The 16,798-nt window shown below is 67.2% G+C and carries 11 protein-coding genes; all 11 read right to left on the bottom strand.

Annotated elements, in window-relative coordinates:
* On the bottom strand, positions 1-2,348 hold a 2,348-nt coding region (locus tag B1A78_RS15040), incomplete at its 3' end, for a molybdopterin oxidoreductase family protein (protein ID WP_077147746.1).
* Positions 2,348-2,692: a nitrite reductase small subunit NirD gene (gene nirD / locus B1A78_RS15035; protein ID WP_077147745.1), complete on the bottom strand. Its 345-nt coding sequence runs from the start codon at positions 2,690-2,692 to the stop codon at positions 2,348-2,350. The genes B1A78_RS15040 and nirD, both read right to left, overlap by 1 nt.
* Positions 2,689-5,166 carry a nitrite reductase large subunit NirB gene (gene nirB / locus B1A78_RS15030; protein ID WP_077147744.1) on the bottom strand — a complete coding sequence of 826 codons (2,478 nt, stop codon included), beginning with the start codon at positions 5,164-5,166 and terminating at the stop codon, positions 2,689-2,691. The genes nirD and nirB overlap by 4 nt, the downstream gene beginning before the upstream one ends.
* The gene (locus tag B1A78_RS15025) at positions 5,166-6,368 is read right to left on the bottom strand and encodes a hypothetical protein (RefSeq protein ID WP_077147743.1); all 1,203 of its coding nucleotides are present in this window, start codon (positions 6,366-6,368) and stop codon (positions 5,166-5,168) included. The genes nirB and B1A78_RS15025 overlap by 1 nt, the downstream gene beginning before the upstream one ends.
* A gap of 4 nt (positions 6,369-6,372) precedes the next feature.
* Positions 6,373-7,605 carry a NarK/NasA family nitrate transporter gene (locus B1A78_RS15020; RefSeq protein ID WP_077147742.1) on the bottom strand — a complete coding sequence of 411 codons (1,233 nt, stop codon included), beginning with the start codon at positions 7,603-7,605 and terminating at the stop codon, positions 6,373-6,375.
* 249 nt (positions 7,606-7,854) lie between these two features.
* Positions 7,855-9,066 carry an ABC transporter substrate-binding protein gene (locus tag B1A78_RS15015; protein ID WP_077147741.1) on the bottom strand — a complete coding sequence of 404 codons (1,212 nt, stop codon included), beginning with the start codon at positions 9,064-9,066 and terminating at the stop codon, positions 7,855-7,857.
* Positions 9,063-9,644: an ANTAR domain-containing response regulator gene (locus B1A78_RS15010; RefSeq protein WP_077147740.1), complete on the bottom strand. Its 582-nt coding sequence runs from the start codon at positions 9,642-9,644 to the stop codon at positions 9,063-9,065. The genes B1A78_RS15015 and B1A78_RS15010 overlap by 4 nt, the downstream gene beginning before the upstream one ends.
* A gap of 315 nt (positions 9,645-9,959) precedes the next feature.
* Positions 9,960-12,185 carry a bifunctional diguanylate cyclase/phosphodiesterase gene (locus B1A78_RS15005; protein ID WP_077147739.1) on the bottom strand — a complete coding sequence of 742 codons (2,226 nt, stop codon included), beginning with the start codon at positions 12,183-12,185 and terminating at the stop codon, positions 9,960-9,962.
* A 240-nt stretch (positions 12,186-12,425) separates the two neighbouring features.
* The gene (locus tag B1A78_RS15000) at positions 12,426-12,830 is read right to left on the bottom strand and encodes a MarR family transcriptional regulator (protein ID WP_179102060.1); all 405 of its coding nucleotides are present in this window, start codon (positions 12,828-12,830) and stop codon (positions 12,426-12,428) included.
* A 91-nt stretch (positions 12,831-12,921) separates the two neighbouring features.
* Positions 12,922-16,032 (bottom strand): Mur ligase family protein, encoded by a 3,111-nt coding sequence (locus B1A78_RS14995; protein WP_077147737.1) that lies wholly within the window; start codon positions 16,030-16,032, stop codon positions 12,922-12,924.
* Positions 16,029-16,798: HlyD family efflux transporter periplasmic adaptor subunit (locus B1A78_RS14990; protein WP_077147736.1), on the bottom strand; the 770-nt coding region annotated here is incomplete at its 5' end. The genes B1A78_RS14990 and B1A78_RS14995, both read right to left, overlap by 4 nt.

Here is a 16,798-nt window from a genome sequence, read left to right as displayed (position 1 = left end):
GCGATCAGCCAATCGCGCGGCGGCAGTTCGCCGCTCTCGGTGACGAAGAGCGCACCGGTGAGGCGGCCCTGGACGACGATGGCGATGCGCCGCGTGCCGCGCGCGGCGTCGTGCGCCTCGATGCGCTCCCCGCGGGGGAGCAGCGCCTCGATGGCCCGGAGGTCGCCGTTGCCCGCGACTTCCCATAGCACGCCCGAAGGGACGGCGACGCGGGTCGCCCACAGGCAGCGCGGGGTCTCGGCGAGCTCATGCGACAGGAGCAGGAAGCCGCGCCATTTGGGGGTGACGGGGGTGATCGCGGCGGGAGTGCGCTTGAACCCCGGCTGGCCCGACACCGGATCGACGAGCGGGCGGGGGAGAAGGCCGGTGCGGCCGCCGCTCGCCGTGCGGTCGGTCCAGTGGATCGGGACGAACAGCTCGCCGGGGCGCTGGCCGGCGTGGAAGGCGACGCGGTAGAGGCTGTCGCCCTGCGGGGTTTCGACGCGCGCGAGGCCGCCGTCGCTGAGCCCGAGGCGGGCGCCGTCGTCGGGGTGGACGTCGACGAGCGGTTCCTCGCGGTGGCGCGCGAGCTTCGGGGCAAGGCCGGTGCGCGTCATACTGTGCCATTGGTCGCGGTAGCGCCCGGTGTTGAGCGTGAGCGGCCATTTGGCGAGCGGTTCGGGTAAGGGTTTTTGCGCGACGGGGACGAGGCGCGCGCGGCCGTCCTCGGTCGAAAAGCGGCCGTCGGCGAAAGGGTGGTCGCCGCCCCAGCGAAAGGGCTGCATCGCGTCATAGGCGGCGGTGCCGCCCTGCGCGGCGCCGGGCAGCGCGAAGAGGCGCGCGCCGTCATTGTCGTAGGTCGAGAGGCGGCAATGTTCGCGCCAGATGTCGGCGGGGCGGTCGTAGGCGAAGGCGGTCTTCCACCCCATGCGCCGCCCGACTTCCTTGACGATCCACCAGTCGGGCATCGCTTCGCCGGGCAAAGGAAACAGTGCGCGCTGGCGGCTGATCGTCCGGTCGCTGTTGGTGACGGTGCCGTCCTTTTCGCCCCACGCTGCGGCGGGCAGGCGGACATGGGCAAAGGCGCCGGTGTCGGTCTTTTCGATCACATCGCTGACGATGACGAAGGGGCAGGTCTTGAGCGCGTCGCGTACCGCATTGGCGTTGGGCATCGACACGGCGGGGTTGGTGGCCATCACCCACAGCGCCTTTATGCGGCCTTCGCCGATGCCGCGGAACAGGTCGACCGCCTTCAGGCCCGGCTTTTCGGCCATCGTCGGCGAGGCCCAGAAGCGCTGGACGCGGGCGCGGTTTTCGGGGGCGAAATCCATGTGCGCGGCGAGCGTCGAGGCGAGGCCACCGACCTCGCGCCCGCCCATCGCATTGGGCTGGCCGGTGATCGAGAAGGGCGCGGCACCGGGCTTGCCGATCCGCCCGGTCGCGAGATGGAGGTTGAGGATCGCATTGACCTGGTCGGTGCCGGCGGTCGCCTGGTTGATCCCCTGGCTGAACAGGGTGACGGTGCGCGGTGTGGCGGCGAACAGGTCGTAGAAACGCCTGAGGTCGGCGGCCGGCACGTCGCACGTCCGTGCCGCCGACCACAGGTCGTTCCCCTCTCCGAGCTCGGTCCAATATTCGGTGGGTACCGCGACATGCGCGGCGAGATAGTCGTCGTCGACGATGCCCGCTTCGCGGCAATGCTGGAGCAGCCCGTTCATCAGCGCGACGTCGCTGCCGGGGCGGATGGGCAGGTGCAGGTCGGCTTCCTCGGCGGTTTCGGTACGGCGCGGGTCGATGACGACGAGCTTCGCGCCCGCCTCGCAGCGCGCGCGGATGCGCTGATAGACGATCGGGTGGCACCAGGCGGTGTTCGATCCGACGAGGACGAACAGGTCGGCGGCGTCAAGATCGTCATAGGTGGCGGGGACGATATCCTCGCCGAAAGCGCGGGTGTGGCCCGCGACCGCGCTCGACATGCAGAGCCTGGAATTGGTGTCGATATTCGCGGTGCCGATGAAGCCCTTCATCAGCTTGTTCGCGACATAATAATCCTCGGTGAGGAGCTGGCCCGAGACGTAGAAGGCGACGCTGCCTGGGCCATGGTGCGCGATCGTCTCCTTGAAGCGCTTGGCAACGAGATCGAGCGCCTTGTCCCAGCTTGTGCGCTTGCTGCCGATCATCGGATGGAGGAGGCGGCCTTCCAATCCCACCGTTTCGCCCAGATGCGTACCCTTGGAGCAGAGGCGACCGCGGTTCGCGGGATGGTCGGGATCGCCCGCGATCTCGACGCTCCGTTCGCCCGTTACCGTCGCGCGGATGCCGCAGCCGACGCCGCAATAGGCGCAGGTCGTGCGGACGGCCTCCGTCATCAGGCGGCGGCCTTCAGCGTGCTCGCGCGGCAGATGAGAACGCGGCCGCCATCGATCTTGACCGGCACCGTGGGTGTGCAGCCCTTGTCGTCGCCCAGCGCCTCGCCGGTCGACAGGCTGATCCGCCAATTGTGCAGCGGGCAGGCGACCGCGCCGCCATGGACGATGCCCTGGCTGAGGCGGCCATGCTTGTGCGGGCAGCGGTCGAGGAGGGCGAACACTTTGCCCTCGGCGGTGCGGAAGAGCGCGATATCGTCGCCGCCCTCGACCTGCACGGTGCGGCTGCCGCGTACGGGAATCTGGTCGACCCAGCCGATGTCGAGCCATTCAGCGGTGGCCGTCATGCCAGTTCCTCCTGCGGGGTGAAGCGCGCCATCGGCGCATGATGCTCAGCCTCGGCACCCTCGGCGCGCTGCGCCCAGGGGTCATCCTGCGAAAAGCTTTGCGAGAAGAGAAAGCGTGCGCGCAGCGCCTCGCGGCCGGGTTCGTCGTCGACGATGCGGGCGACGATATGTGCGAGCCCGACGCGCTCGATCCACGGCGCGGTGCGCTCAAGGTAGCGCGCTTCCTCGCGGTAGAGCTGGATGAAGGCGGCGCAATGGTCCATCGCCTCCTGCTCGGTCGCGACCTTGCAGAGGAGGTCGGTGGCGCGGACGTGGATGCCGCCATTGCCGCCGACATGGAGTTCATAGCCGCTGTCGACGCAGACGACTCCGAAATCCTTGATCGTCGCCTCGGCGCAGTTGCGCGGGCAGCCCGACACCGCGATCTTGAACTTGTGCGGCATCCAGCTGCCCCAGCTCATCCGCTCAAGCTTGACGCCGAGGCCGGTCGAATCCTGCGTGCCGAAGCGGCACCATTCGGACCCGACGCAGGTCTTCACGGTGCGCAGCGCCTTGCCATAGGCATGGCCCGAGACCATTCCCGCGGCATTGAGATCGGCCCAGACCGCAGGCAGGTCCTCTTTCTTGATCCCGAAAATGTCGAGCCGCTGGCCGCCGGTGACCTTGACCATCGGCGCGTTATATTTCTCGACGACATCGGCGATCGCGCGCAGCTCGGTCGGGTTGGTGAGCCCGCCCCACATGCGCGGGACGACCGAGTAAGTGCCGTCCTTCTGGATATTGGCGTGGAGGCGCTCGTTGACGAAGCGGCTTTGCTGGTCGTCGACATAGTCACCGGGCAGCGCGCAGAGCAGATAATAATTGAGCGCGGGGCGGCATGAGGAGCAGCCGTCGGGGGTGGTCCAGTGCAGCTGCTGCATCACTTCGGGGATCGAGCGCATCGCCTGCGCGACGATTTCGCGGCGGACGTCGTCGTGACCGAAGCTGGTGCATTTGCACATCGTCTTGGGCCCCGACTGGACCTCGTCGCCGAGGGTGAGTGCGAGCAGATTTTCGACGAGGCCGGTGCAGCTGCCGCAACTCGCCGACGCCTTGCAGGTGCCGCGCACCGCGTCGAGGCTGTGCGCGCCCTTGGCGATGCACGAGACGACCTGGCCCTTGGTGACGCCGTTGCAGCCGCAGATCTCGGCATCGTCCGAGAGCGCCGCAACGGCCGCCTTAGGGTCCGCCGCGCCGCCTCCTGCGGCGAAGGCCTGGCCGAAGATGAGGAGGTCGCGGAGATCGGAGACGTCCTCCTGCTTCTTGAGCAGGTCGAAATACCAGCTGCCGTCGGCGGTGTCGCCGTAGAGCACCGCGCCGACGATGCGGTCGTCCTTGACGATCACGCGCTTGTAGACGCCGCGGCTCGCGTCGCGCAGCACGATATCCTCGCAGCCGTCGCCGCCCGAGAAGTCGCCGGCCGAAAAAACGTCGATCCCCGACACCTTGAGCTTGGTCGAGGTCACCGAACCGCGATAGCCGCTGGGTTTCTCGACCAGTCCGTCGGCGAGGCTCCGGCACATGTCCCACAGCGGCGCGACGAGGCCGTAGACCTGCCCGTCATGCTCGACGCATTCGCCGACCGCGAGCACGGCGGGGTCGCTGGTGACCATATGGTCGTCGACCTGGATACCGCGCCCGACGGCGAGTCCGGCGTCGCGGGCGAGCGCGACCGACGGGCGGATGCCGACCGCCATCACGACGAGGCTGGCGGGGATCAGCGTCCCGTCCTTGAGCTTCACGCCCTCGACCTTGCCGTCCCCGACGATCTCGGCGGTGTCGGCGCCGGTGAGGATCGTCTGGCCGCGCGCCTCGAGCGCATTCTTGAGCAGCCATCCTGCGGCCTCGTCGAGCTGGCGTTCCATCAGGGTCGGCATCAGGTGGATGACGGTGACCTTCATGCCGCGCAGGGACAGGCCGTGGGCGGCCTCGAGCCCGAGCAGCCCGCCGCCGATCACCACCGCGTCACCACCGGCATCGGCCGCCGCGAGCATCGTGTCGACATCGTCCATGTCGCGGAAGGCGATGACGCCGGGCAGGTCCTTGCCGGGGACGGGGATGATGAAGGGATCGGAACCGGTCGCGATCAGCAGCCGGTCATAAGCTTCGCTAAGCCCGCTGCGTGTCATAACCGTTTTGGCGGCGCGGTCGATTGCAAGCACCGGGTCACCCGCGACGAGCGCGATGCCATTGTCGGCGTACCATGCGGCGTCGTTGATCACGATATCGTCGAAGCATTTCTCGCCCGCGAGCACGGGGGAGAGCATGATGCGGTTGTAATTGACGCGCGGTTCGGCGCCGAAGATCGTGACGCGATAGCGGTTCGGATCGCGCGCGAGCAATTCCTCGACGGCGCGGCAGCCGGCCATGCCGTTGCCGATGACGACCAGATGCTCGCGCGTATCGGCGGCGGGTTTGAGGGGGCGGTGTTCCATCAGAGCATCCAGTCCAGTTGCAGCCAATATTTGTCGGTGTCGGTGGCGAAAGTGTCGGCGTCGTAGTGCGCGTAGCGGGCGGAGGCGGTGAGCTTGCCGAGCCTCGCGCTGGCGAGCAGGTCGATCTCTTCGCCGTAGGCGCGGCCGGCGCGGTCGCTGCGATAGTCGTGGTAGACCGCTTGCAGCGTCACCGCCTTGAGCGGGCCGACCACTTTCCAGCCCCAACCCGCGCTCGCATAAAGGTCGCGCACGCCGTCGGGCGGGGTGGTGAGGAATTTGTCGGCCCAGCCCTGATATTTGAACCCGGTGGCGAGCGGGGTCTGGAAGCTGGTGACGGCTGCGCCGTTGCCGGCGCCGAGTATCTCGTACCCGGCGCCGACCCGGGGGCCGCCAAGATCGACCGCGACATCGGCGAGCCAATAGTCGGCTGCGTAATCATTGGGGTTGCGGTGCCAGTCGGACTGGCGCGCATAGCTGAACTGGTAGGCGACCTTCGCCTTGCCGAGCGTCTGGCTGCCGTCGAGGCGGACGCCATAGCTCTGGCTCGACAGGCGAAAGCCCTGCATCGCGGCCTCGTCCTGGTCGACGAGATACGCGAAGGCGACGGCCTTGCCGACCGGCGTCTGCACGCTGAGATTGCCGAAGACATTGTCCCCCGACACCGCCTGCTGCCGCGCGCCGGCGCCGTCGATGCCCCAGACGGTGCGCACGCTCCATGCATAGCTGACATCGGCCTTTACGCCCTTGATCGGCGTGATTTCGGCGCGCAGCGCGTCGAAGCTCTGGCCGTTCTGGCGGAAGGGCACCGCGCCGACGAAGCGTTCGTCGTCGAGCGCGATCCGCTGGCGTCCCGCGGTGACGGCGAAGGTCGGCGAGGCGTAGCGGAGCTGGGCGCGGGCGAGGGCGATATTCTGCGGATCGGCCACCAGCGGCCGCGTCGCGCCGCCGTGGAGGCCATCGAAATAGTCGTCGACGAGGGCGAGGTTGCCTTGGCCCTCGACGAGCGCCGACCAGCGCCCGGCCTTCGCCTCGACCCCGGCGCGGACGCGCAGGGTCAGCGCGTCGGCCTCGGCGGCGAGGCCGTCCTGATCAACGCTCTCGTAGCGTAGCCGGGCTTCGCCGAGCGGTTTGAGGGTGACGTCCTGGGCGTGCGCCACCCCGGCCGGCGCTAGCGCCAGCAGGAGGATGAGGGTGCGGGTCATGATGTTAGATCCGCACGCCTTCGGCCGCGCCCCAGGTTGCGCGCCACTGGCCCTTGACGAAGATCAGTCCGACCAGCGCGAGCACCGCGAGACCCGCGAAGATGTAGAAGCCGGGGCCGAAGCTGCCGCTCCACTGCTTGGCGAAGCCGAGCGAGGAGGCGAGGTAGAAACCGCCGACGCCGCCCGCCATGCCGACGAGCCCGGTCATCACGCCGATCTCGGCCGAGAAGCGCTGCGGCACGAGCTGGAACACCGAGCCGTTGCCGGTGCCGAGTGCGAGCATCGCAATGACGAACAGGGTGAGCGCGGCGGGCAGCGTTGCGGCCTGCGGGACCCCGGCGAGCGCCAGCGCGGCGACGACGAACACCATCATCAGCGCCTTGACCCCGCCGATGCGGTCGGCGAGCGCGCCGCCCATCGGGCGCACCAGCGATCCGGCGAAGACGCAGGCCGCGGTGCAATAGCCCGCCATCACCGGGGTGAGGTGGAACTGGTCGGTGAAATAGATCGGGAGCGAGGCGGCGAGCCCGACGAAACCGCCGAACGTCACCGAGTAGAAGGCCATCAGCCACCAGGCGTCGGCGCTCTTCAGCGGCTCGAAATAGTCGACGAGCCGCTTCGGCGCGGGGGCGCCCGGCGCATCCTTCGCCAGCGCGAGATAGACGAAGAAGACGATCGTCAGCGGGATGCAGGCGAGGCCGAGCACGGCGTTCCAGCCGAACAGCTTGGCGAGGCCGGGGGCGAAGAGCGCGGCGAGCACGGTGCCCGAATTGCCCATGCCGGCGAGCCCCATCGCCTTGCCCTGATGCTCGGGCGGATACCAGCGGCTGGCGAGGGGGAGGGCGATCGCGAAGCTGGCGCCGGCGAAGCCGAGGATCACGCCGAGCGCGAGCGTGCCCGCGAAGCTGTGGACGCCGAAGAACCAGGCGGCGAACAGCCCCGCGATGACGATGAGTTGGCTGATCGCGCCCGAGCGCTTCGGCCCGATGCGGTCGACGAGCAGGCCGTTGACGACGCGCAACACCGCACCGGCGAGCGTCGGCACCGCAACCATAAGCCCCTTTTGCGCCGGGGTCAGGCCGAGGTCTTCGGAGATCGCAGGGGCGAGGGGGCCAAGAATGACCCACACCATGAAGGCGAGGTCGAAATAGAGAAAGGCGGCGACGAGGGTCGGCCAGTGGCCGCTCGCCCAGAAGCCCGATTTGGGTGCCGCGGCGCCCGTGTTTGCAGTCGTCATCGTCCGTCCCCTTCGCGTGACGGGCAATAAAAAAGCCGCCAGGACGGCGGCCACGCGGGCGCATCCTGACGGCTTCATTGCCTGTTGGGATTATGGGGAAAGGCTCCCCATGTGCCGCGCGGGCCAGCCCCTTCGTTGGAGCCGTCGCCGCTTTATCCTGCCCCGGCAGCCCTGCCGAGTGCGTTTAAGCTGCCTGATTCGCGGGCTTCCCGCAAGCGGTTATTTCGCACGTGCAGCATAAAATAAAAGCTACGGCAGTTCAGCGAGATAGGCCTGGATATCGTCGGGATCGAAGGCGCGGCCATCGAAAAACCGGTCGCTGCCGAGCGTCAGGCGACCCTGCGTCGACCCGGCGCCTATCGGTTCGTGGAGGCCGCCTTCGAGCTTCGAACTTGCGCCCGGAAGCGGGGCGCCCGAGCCGGCGAGCGCGGCGCGATAAATGTCAGGGCGGAAGACGTCGCTGGCCGCCGCCGCTTCGGCGCTGTCGAACGCCATATAGTCCCAACGCACCATCTGCGAATAAAGCCATGCGGCCTGGCTCCGCCAGGGGAAATTCGCGGCCTCGCGATACTGGAACATGAAATCGGGGTAGTGGATCGGGTCGCCGCCGGGGGTCAGGCGGATGCGGTCGGTGATCGCGCGCAGGATCGCGTCCTGCGGCGCGTCGAGATATTCGGGCCGCGCCAATATGTCGGCGCTTTCCTCGGCGGCGCCGGGTTCGATGAAATGTGCCGCCGCTGCATGCACGGCGCGAACCAGTGCTTCGACTTCCTCGCGGCGTTCGTCGAGAACGGCTTCGCGCATCGCGAGCACCTTTTCGACCCCGCGGCGCCAGATTTGGGCGGTTGCCAGCGCGATATGGCCGACGCCGCGATCGACGGCGATCGAGTTCCACGGCTCGCCGACGCAAATGCCGTCGACGTCGCCCGCGGCGAGCGCGTCGGCGGCGAAGGGCGGGCTGGTGACGATGATTTCGACATCCTGGTCGGGGCGGACGCCGACGCCCGCGAGCCAGTAGCGGAGCATGTAGTTGTGGCTCGAATAGCGATGGACGACGCCAAAGCGCAGCGGCTTGCCCGCGGCGGCGCGCGTCGCGGCCACGCGTTTCAGCGCGGCGCCGATCGCGAGTGGATCGCCGAGCGCCTCGCCAAGTTCGACCTCTTCCGCGAGCCGGGTCGAAAAGGTCACGGCATTGCCGTTGAGCCCGAGCACGAAGGGCACCGCCAGCGGCACCGGTGGCCGGTCGCGGCCGAGCGTCGTTGCGATGGCCAGCGGCGCGATCATGTGCGCGGCGTCGGTGTGGCCGTAAAGCAGCCGGTCGCGCACCGTCGCCCAGGTCATGTCGCGTACCAGCTCGATCGTCAGGCCCTCGCGCGCCGCGAAGCCGAGCTCGTGCGCGAGGATCGGCAGCGCGGCGTCGACCAGCGGCAGGAAGCCGATGCGGAATGTCTCGCTGGTCATTCCATGTCTCCCATCAGCGCTTCGCTGGTGACGATCGCCTCTGCGATCTCCGAGATCCGGCGGTTGGTGCGCATCGCCTGGCCGCGGAGCAGCGCATAGGCCGCGGGTTCGTCGATCTGGCGCCGCTTCATCAATATCGCCTTGGCCTTGTCGATGACGGCGCGCTCGGCGAGCGCATTCTTGGCATCGTCGAGTTCGCGCTGGAGCCTCGAAAAGGCCTGGAAACGCCGTACGGCGAGGTCGATCACCGGCTTGATCCGCTGCTTCGACAGCCCGTCGACGACATAGGCGGAGACGCCGGCATCGATCGCGGCGCCGGTCGCCTCGGCGTCGCTCTGGTCGACGAACATCGCGATCGGCCGCGCGAGCGCGCGCGACATGGCGAAGAAATCCTCGAGCAGGTCGCGGCTCGGGTTTTCGAGATTGATGAGCACGACGTCGGGCGCCGCAGCCTCGATCTGGGCAACAAGCGGCCTGGTCGTATCGACAAGTATAAGATCGTGAAGACCCGCGTCGCGCAAACCGTCGGATATAACGGCCGCTCGCCCCGCACTGGTATCGATGATCGCGATCCGCATGGTCGCGCCTTTACGCTGCAACGCACAAATCTACCAGAGGCTTTGTCGTTCGCGACATTATCCGCGCGTCGAGTGTCTGTTTGACGAAATAGGTTACCAAAAGCCGATGGGCCGCGCCGGCCAAAAAGCCACCGGCGGACTTCACGCCCGCCTTTGTCGCCGTCCGACGGTTTTCGGACCCGAGTCCGGTTTCGATCTCGGTTCAGCCAGGGGGGACGGCAATCAACGCCACAAAATCACTTGCCGTCGTCGTTTCGCTGTTCGCTGTTTTAGCAGGTGTTTCAGCGATTTCGGCCAATTCCAATCGTGTTCCTGTCAGGCCGCAGTCCTTCTCAGTTGCAGGAGCTTGGATATTTCGGCCTCGGGCATAGGGCGGGCGAAGAGATAGCCTTGTAGTTCGTTGCAGCCGGCATCGGAAAGCAGCCGCATCTGGTCGCGGTTCTCGACCCCTTCGGCGGTGACAGTCAGTCCGATCGCATGGCCGAGCGTCACCATCGACGCGACGATCGCCGCCGCTTCGGCGTCTTGCGTCAGATTCTGGGTGAAGGACCGATCGATCTTGATCTTGTCGACGCGAAACTTGCGCAGGTAGCTGAGGCTCGAATAGCCGGTCCCGAAATCGTCGAGCGCGATGCGGAATCCGGCAGCGCGCAGGCGCTCGAGGATGGATCGCGCCACCTCCTCGTCCTGCAGCAGGACATTTTCCGTGATCTCCAGTTCGATCTGGCGCGGATGGCAACCTCCGCGCGCGGCGATCGCGATGATCTTCTCGGCCAGTTTTTCCGACCGGAACCGCACGGCCGACAGGTTGACCGCGATGAAGAGGTCGGGCCAGCGCCCCGCCATCCTGCAAGCCTCGCCGAACACGAAATCATCGAGGTGATCGATGAGCCCGGTTTCCTCGGCAATAGGGATGATCCGCTCGGGCGGGATCGAGCCGCGGGTCGGATGGTTCCAGCGCAGCAGGGCTTCCATGCCGACGATCGTGCGCCCGTCCGGCCCGACTTCGGGCTGGTAATGCACCTCAAGCTCACCGCCCCTGGCCAGTGCGTCGCGCAGGTCGACCTCCAGTTCCGCCCGCATCTTCACGCTGGCATCCATGCACGGGGTGAAGATGCGATAGCCGCTGCGACCCTCGCTCTTGGCGCGATAGAGCGCGATATCGGCCTTGCGGATCAATTCGCCGCGGTCGACACCGGCATCGGGAACGCGCACGACCCCGATGCTGATGCCGACGAAGGCACGGCTTCCGCCGAGTTCGAAAGGCTCGCGTACCGCAGCCAGAATTCTCTCGCAGATGGATTCGACGTCGCGGCGCTTGGGCGCATCGGACAGGATCACCATGAATTCGTCGCCGCCGAGGCGGGCGATGGTGTCGACCTCGCGCACGATCCGTTGCAGTCGCGAGGCAAAGCTGCGGATCAGGAGGTCGCCGATGGCGTGGCCCAGCGTGTCGTTGACCTGCTTGAAGCGGTCGAGGTCCATGGCGAGCACGGCGAAGGACCGGCCGCGCCGCGCGCGCGCCAGCGCCTGGTCCAGGCGGTCGTTGAACAGCGCCCGGTTGGGCAGCCCGGTCAGCACGTCGTGAAAAGCGAGATGCTGCGCCTGAGCTTCGCTGGCCCGCAGATCGATCATCGCCGACGACAGGCGGTTGCCGGATTTCCACAGCGATCGGACGAGCATCGCCATGATGGCGGCCAAGAGCAGCATGAGGCCGAGCGACAGCGGGCCCAATATCTTCAATATTTCGGTTCCGGGCAGCTTTGGTTTCCAGAAGAAATAGCCGATGCGGCGGCCGGCGCGATCTTTGAGTTCGACCATCGCTTCCGAACCGAGCGCATTGGGCGTATCGCCGAAGCGCAACCCGTCGATATCGCCCCACAGCGCCACCTGTCGCAGATAGGCGCCGTCGATGAAGCGCACGCTGACAATCAGGCGGTCATCGGTATTCGTTTCGGTGCCGCCCTCGCCGATCCGCATCACGCTGGCGACCGCCGGCCGTCCGGCCAGCGCAACCGCGTCGGCGGCATAGACCGTGTCCGGTCGCAGAAGGCTGTTGGCCGATCGTTCGCCGCCGGCCCGGGCCGCGACGATCAGCGGGGAAAGGGCGGCACGAAACGGCTCGAAGCTTTGCGGCGATCGTCGCGCCTGTCCTGCAACATAGGCATAAAGGGGTTCGTCGCCGGGGCCCAGGATGAAGCTCATATCATGGCCGAAGACGTCGGCCAGCCATGCTCCGATCTCGACGTCCAGCCAAGCCTGGTCGGGTGACGGGCGCGTCGATTGTTCGACCAATTGTTCCCAGGTCGCGATGCTTTGCTGTTCATAGGCCAGCTGTTCGGAACTGCGCGCCAGTGCGAGGCGGGTGGAGGCGATCTGGCTGTCAAGCGCGACCTGATTGCTCTTGCTGGTCGTCCACCACAACCCCAGCGCCGCGATGACGGCGACGAGCACCACGACGATCGCGATCGGCTGCACAACTTGGCGGACGAAATAGCGCCGGAACGGTTCGGGCGGCGGAGCCGTCTGGAGCGGAGCCATTCAATCCCCCTCCCGGTCCATGGCTCGTCTAGCGCTTAGCGACATCGGCCGGATCGCCCGCGACCGATGACGGTGGCCATGGTTGTTTGGTATAATCAGGCAAGGCCCGCTCCCTGTCGAACCTCCCCGTCGCGCGCACGCGGCGAAGAAGTTATGGCTATTTCGATTAATTCAGGAGCAGCACTTCGAGTTGCCGAAAAATTGATCCGTTTCAGGAGCGAATATTAATCATGTAATGATTCAACGATCTTCGACGTGATTGTCGTCCGATTTGATCGCCGCCTGAAAAGCATCTTCCAGCATGGCGAACATCGCTGCCCGACCTGATTCGGACAAGCGAACGATGACGCGGCGGCGATCGAGCGGATCGGACAGGCGTTCGATGAAGCCTGCATCTTCTAGCCGGTCGATGTGACGCAGCGCCGCCGTTGCCGACTCGCCAGAACTCAGGATCAGCTGCTTTACATAGAGAATGCCGCCCTCTTCGCCGTTGATGAACAGGCAGAGCATCATGTCCCATGCGGGATCGCGGAGCAGGCCGGGGGCGACACGCGCCATCTTGTTGCGGGCGCGCAGCAAGCAGCGGGCATGATCGACGAGCTGCATTTCGGCGACGCTGCCGGCACGGCGCGCGGCCGACGACATCGCCGTGACCGCCCGCGAAGCGGCGGGAAACCGCAGGGCGGCATCGGCCGGTGGGCGTTCCGCCTCGGGACGGCGGCGCAGCGGGTCGCGATCACCCCGCATGGCGCAGCTCCTGTGTAAATGGCGCGGCGGCGTCTTGCCGCCCGGCTTCCGCCACCAGCCAGTCGACCAGATGGTGCATTCCGCTGCCGTGCGATCCCTTGACCAGCAACAGGTCGCCGTCGCGCAGCTCGCGAAGGAGCAGATCCTGCAGCCCGTCGGGCGAGGCGGCGCGCCCGCAACGGCGCTCGGCGGGCAGCGCGTCCCAAAAGCCGTCGTAAAGCGCGCCCACGGCATAGGCGCCGCCGATGCCATGGTTGGCGATGCCGGCGGCGAGCGCGCTGTGATAGGCGGCGGCGTCGGGGCCGAGTTCCAGCATTTCGCCGAGGACCGCGAGTTTGCGCGACCCGTCGCGGCGCGCCCCGAGCGCCGCAAAGGCGGCGTCCATCGACCCCGGGTTGGCGTTGTAGGCATCGTCGATCAGGATGACCTCGCGCCCGCCGAGCCGCAGCCGGTGCTCGGCGCCGCGCCCGGCGAGCGGCCGGAAGGAAGCCAGCCGCGCCAGGACGGGCTCGATCGCATAGCCGGCGGCGGAGGTGGCCGCGAGCACCGCGAGGCTGTTGAGCGCCATATGCAGGCCCGGCGCCGCCAGTCGATAGGCGATCGCCCGGCCGTCCAGTTCGGCGCGCACCTCGCCCGTCGCGGGATCGTGGCCGGTCAGCCGGGCGTCGCAGCCCGCTGACACGCCATAGTGGACGATGCGCAACCCGCGCAGCTTCGCGGCCATATGTACGCGTTCCCATTCGGCCATCTCGCGATTCAGCACGGCGATGTCGCCGGGCGCCATGCCGGTGAAGATGCGGGCCTTGCGCGTGGCGATCGTCGCGAGGTCGGAATGATATTCGAGATGCGCCGGCGAGATGTTGGTGAAGATCGCGACATGCGGCCGCGCCAGTTGCGCGTTTGCCGCCATCCGCCCGATCGCGAGCTCGAGCACGACATTCGGGGTGTCCCACGGAATGGAGGCAAGGTTCCACGCGATGCCGTGCGGGAGGTTGGCGTTGGCGCGCGTCTCGCCCACCGCACCGAAGGCGCCGAGTGCATTGGCGAGCATCGCCGAGACCGTTGTCTTGCCCGCGCTCCCGGTGACCGCGAAGATCTTGCCGCTCATGCGCGCCCGCGCGAAGCCGCCGAGGCGCAGCACCGCGCGCCCGACATTCGGCACCGCGAGTTGCGGGACGGGCAGGTCGACGCGATCCTCGGTTTCCGCGACGATCAGCGCGGCGGGCGGATGGGCCAGCCTGGCGAGCTGGAAGCGCGGAACGCCCGCCTTGTCGTCCGTTTCACGCACTGCGACCATCGCGCCGCCGTGCATCTGGGGTGCCGAGATGATGAGGCCGCTCGCCGACCAGCCGTCGTCTGGCGGGCAGTCCCAGCGGCCGCCGGTCGCACGCTGGACATGGCCGGGGGTCCAGTGGCGGCGCGTTTCGCCGGGTGGCTCCTGCTCATGCGCGCGTCCGTCGCCATTCTCGGCCGCGAGCAGATAGCTACGATAGGCGACCAGCCCCGACAGATAATGTTCGACATCGTCGATGCGGACGCGAAACGCATGGTGACGGATGAAGAAGCTGCCCGCGATCTTGGCCGGCGCGGCGAAATACATCGCCAGTTCGGGCCAGAAATGACCGTTGAGCAGATGCTGCGCGCGCCGGTGCATCGCGTCATAGAAGGCGGGCAGGTCGAGATCGGCGAGCAGCGGCGCACGGGCGGGGTCGGCGCGCAGCCGCGCGACCATCTTTTCGGCCGCCGTCATCAGTTCGAGCAAGGTCGGGAAGGTCGTGATGCGGTCGCGGACGAAGTCCAGATAGTCGCGCACATTGGCGATGCCGAAGCGGAAATATTCGGGCTCGGGACGCCGCCGGGTCAGCTCGTTCGCGGCATAGCCGAGCCAATGGTCATGCGCCTGCCAATGTTCGGCCGCGATGAAGTGGCCGAACGCCTTTTCCACCGCGGCGAGCCAGCGCGCCTCGCCGGTCAGCGCGTGGAGGCGCATCAGCGCGAAGGCCGCCTCTCCGTCGTAATAGATGGTGCGGCGCGCCTGCTTAACCTCGAGCGAGGGATGGCGCAGGACATGGACGAAACTGCCGTCCGCCGGGTCCTGCATATGCAATATGCCCTCTGCCAACGCGTCCAGCAACGCGATCTGGCTGCGGTCGCCCGACAGCTCGACATATTTGGCGATCGCCAGGATCGCGACGGCATTGCCGCCCAATTTGATCTCGCCGCCCGTGTCGATCAGAAAGGCCGCGCGCGTACCGTCGGCCAATATCTCATGGCGGATGAGGTCGGTGACGAGACAGGCCAGCGCGCGGTCGATCGCGTCGCCAAGATCGCAGTCCTGCGTGACTTCGAGCGCTTCGAGCATCGCATAGGTGCTGCTCGCATGGCGCAGGCTGTTATAGGCCGGGATCGCGCGGTCGAAGCAGGGATGCCAGCCATAGTGGAAGCGCCCGTCGGCCTGCACCTGCGTCGCGAGATAGCGGCTGCCGCGGTCGACCAGAGCGAACAATGTGTCGGGATCGAGCGCGGGTACGCCGCGGCGCCCGGTTTCCAGCCCCTGCGCCGCAATCGGATGGACGACGCCGTCTTCGCCGACGAAGGCGCCGCGCGTCGTGAACAACCAGACTATCCGATTGTCGTCGAAATCGGGCACGAAGCCGGGATAGCGCTGCGCGGCGTAGCGACGGAAGTTGCCGGGGTTGAGCACCGCCGCGACCTCCTGTCCGCCGCCATAAAGCATGGCATTGGCGTTCAGTTCGGTTTCCAGGAAGGCATGGTCGAAAGCGAGGTCGAGCGCGATGCCGAGACGGAAATAGCCGCGCTTGGTTTCCCTGAGCCGCGCGTGCAGGGCTTTCCAGTGCGTCTTTTCCACTGCGTCGACGCAGTCGATGCGCAGCCACTCGCTGCCATCCGCAATATCCGCGACGCGGGCCCAGGCGTCGTCGATCGTCGGCGCCACGATGGTCGTGACAGTCGCCCGCTTCGTTCCGTCGGTTGCGGAAACGAACAGGATGTGCCGCCGGACCCCGCCCGTCACCATGGCTTCGCCGTCGGGGATCGCGGCGCGCAGCGCAGCAAGGCGAGGCGAGGTCGGTGCGTTCATCGCTCGCGCAGCCCTTCGCGCGCGCGGTTGAGTGGCTTCAGCAGATATTGCAGCACCGTCTTTTTGCCGGTGTGGACATCGACCGTCGCGATCATGCCGGGGACGATCGGGAAACGGCGCCCCGCCTTGTTGACCAGCGTATCCGATTTGGTGCGGACGAAGACGCGGTAATAGAAGATTTCGGGCTTCACCTCGTCGCGGATCGTGTCGGGCGAAATGCTGGTGACCACGCCTTCCAGCCCGCCATAGATCGCATAGTCATAGGCGGTGACCTTGACCGTCGCGCGCTGGCCGGGGCGGATGAAGGCGATGTCGCGGGGCGACATGCGCGCCTCGATCATCAACTGGTCGCCCATCGGGATGATTTCCATCAGCTTGCCGTTGGGCGGGATGACGCCGCCGACGGTCGATACCTCGATGCTCTTGACGATCCCGCGCACCGGCGAGCGCAACGTCAGCCGTTCGAGCGTATTCGACCGGCCGCGCACCACCGGCGCCAGCGCCTGCACCTCCTCGTCGGCCTTGGCGAGATCCTGCCGCGCTTCGACGATATATTGCGAGCGGAGGTCGGCCTTTTTGAGCTGAAGGTCGGCCTGCTGGCGGCGCAGGCGCAGCACCTCGGCATTGCTCGCCGCACCGACCTCGATCAGCGACTGGCCGATCGACACTTCCTTGCCGATCAGCGCCAGCGATTCGTCGATCAGCCCGAGCGAACTCGCGAGGCTGCGGCGCCGCGCGTCGTAGAGACGGGCTTCTTCGGCCTTGA

The organism is Sphingopyxis sp. KK2 (assembly GCF_001990265.1).
Classification (GTDB): Bacteria; Pseudomonadota; Alphaproteobacteria; order Sphingomonadales; family Sphingomonadaceae; genus Sphingopyxis.
This window is presented reverse-complemented; position numbering and strand designations above follow the sequence as displayed.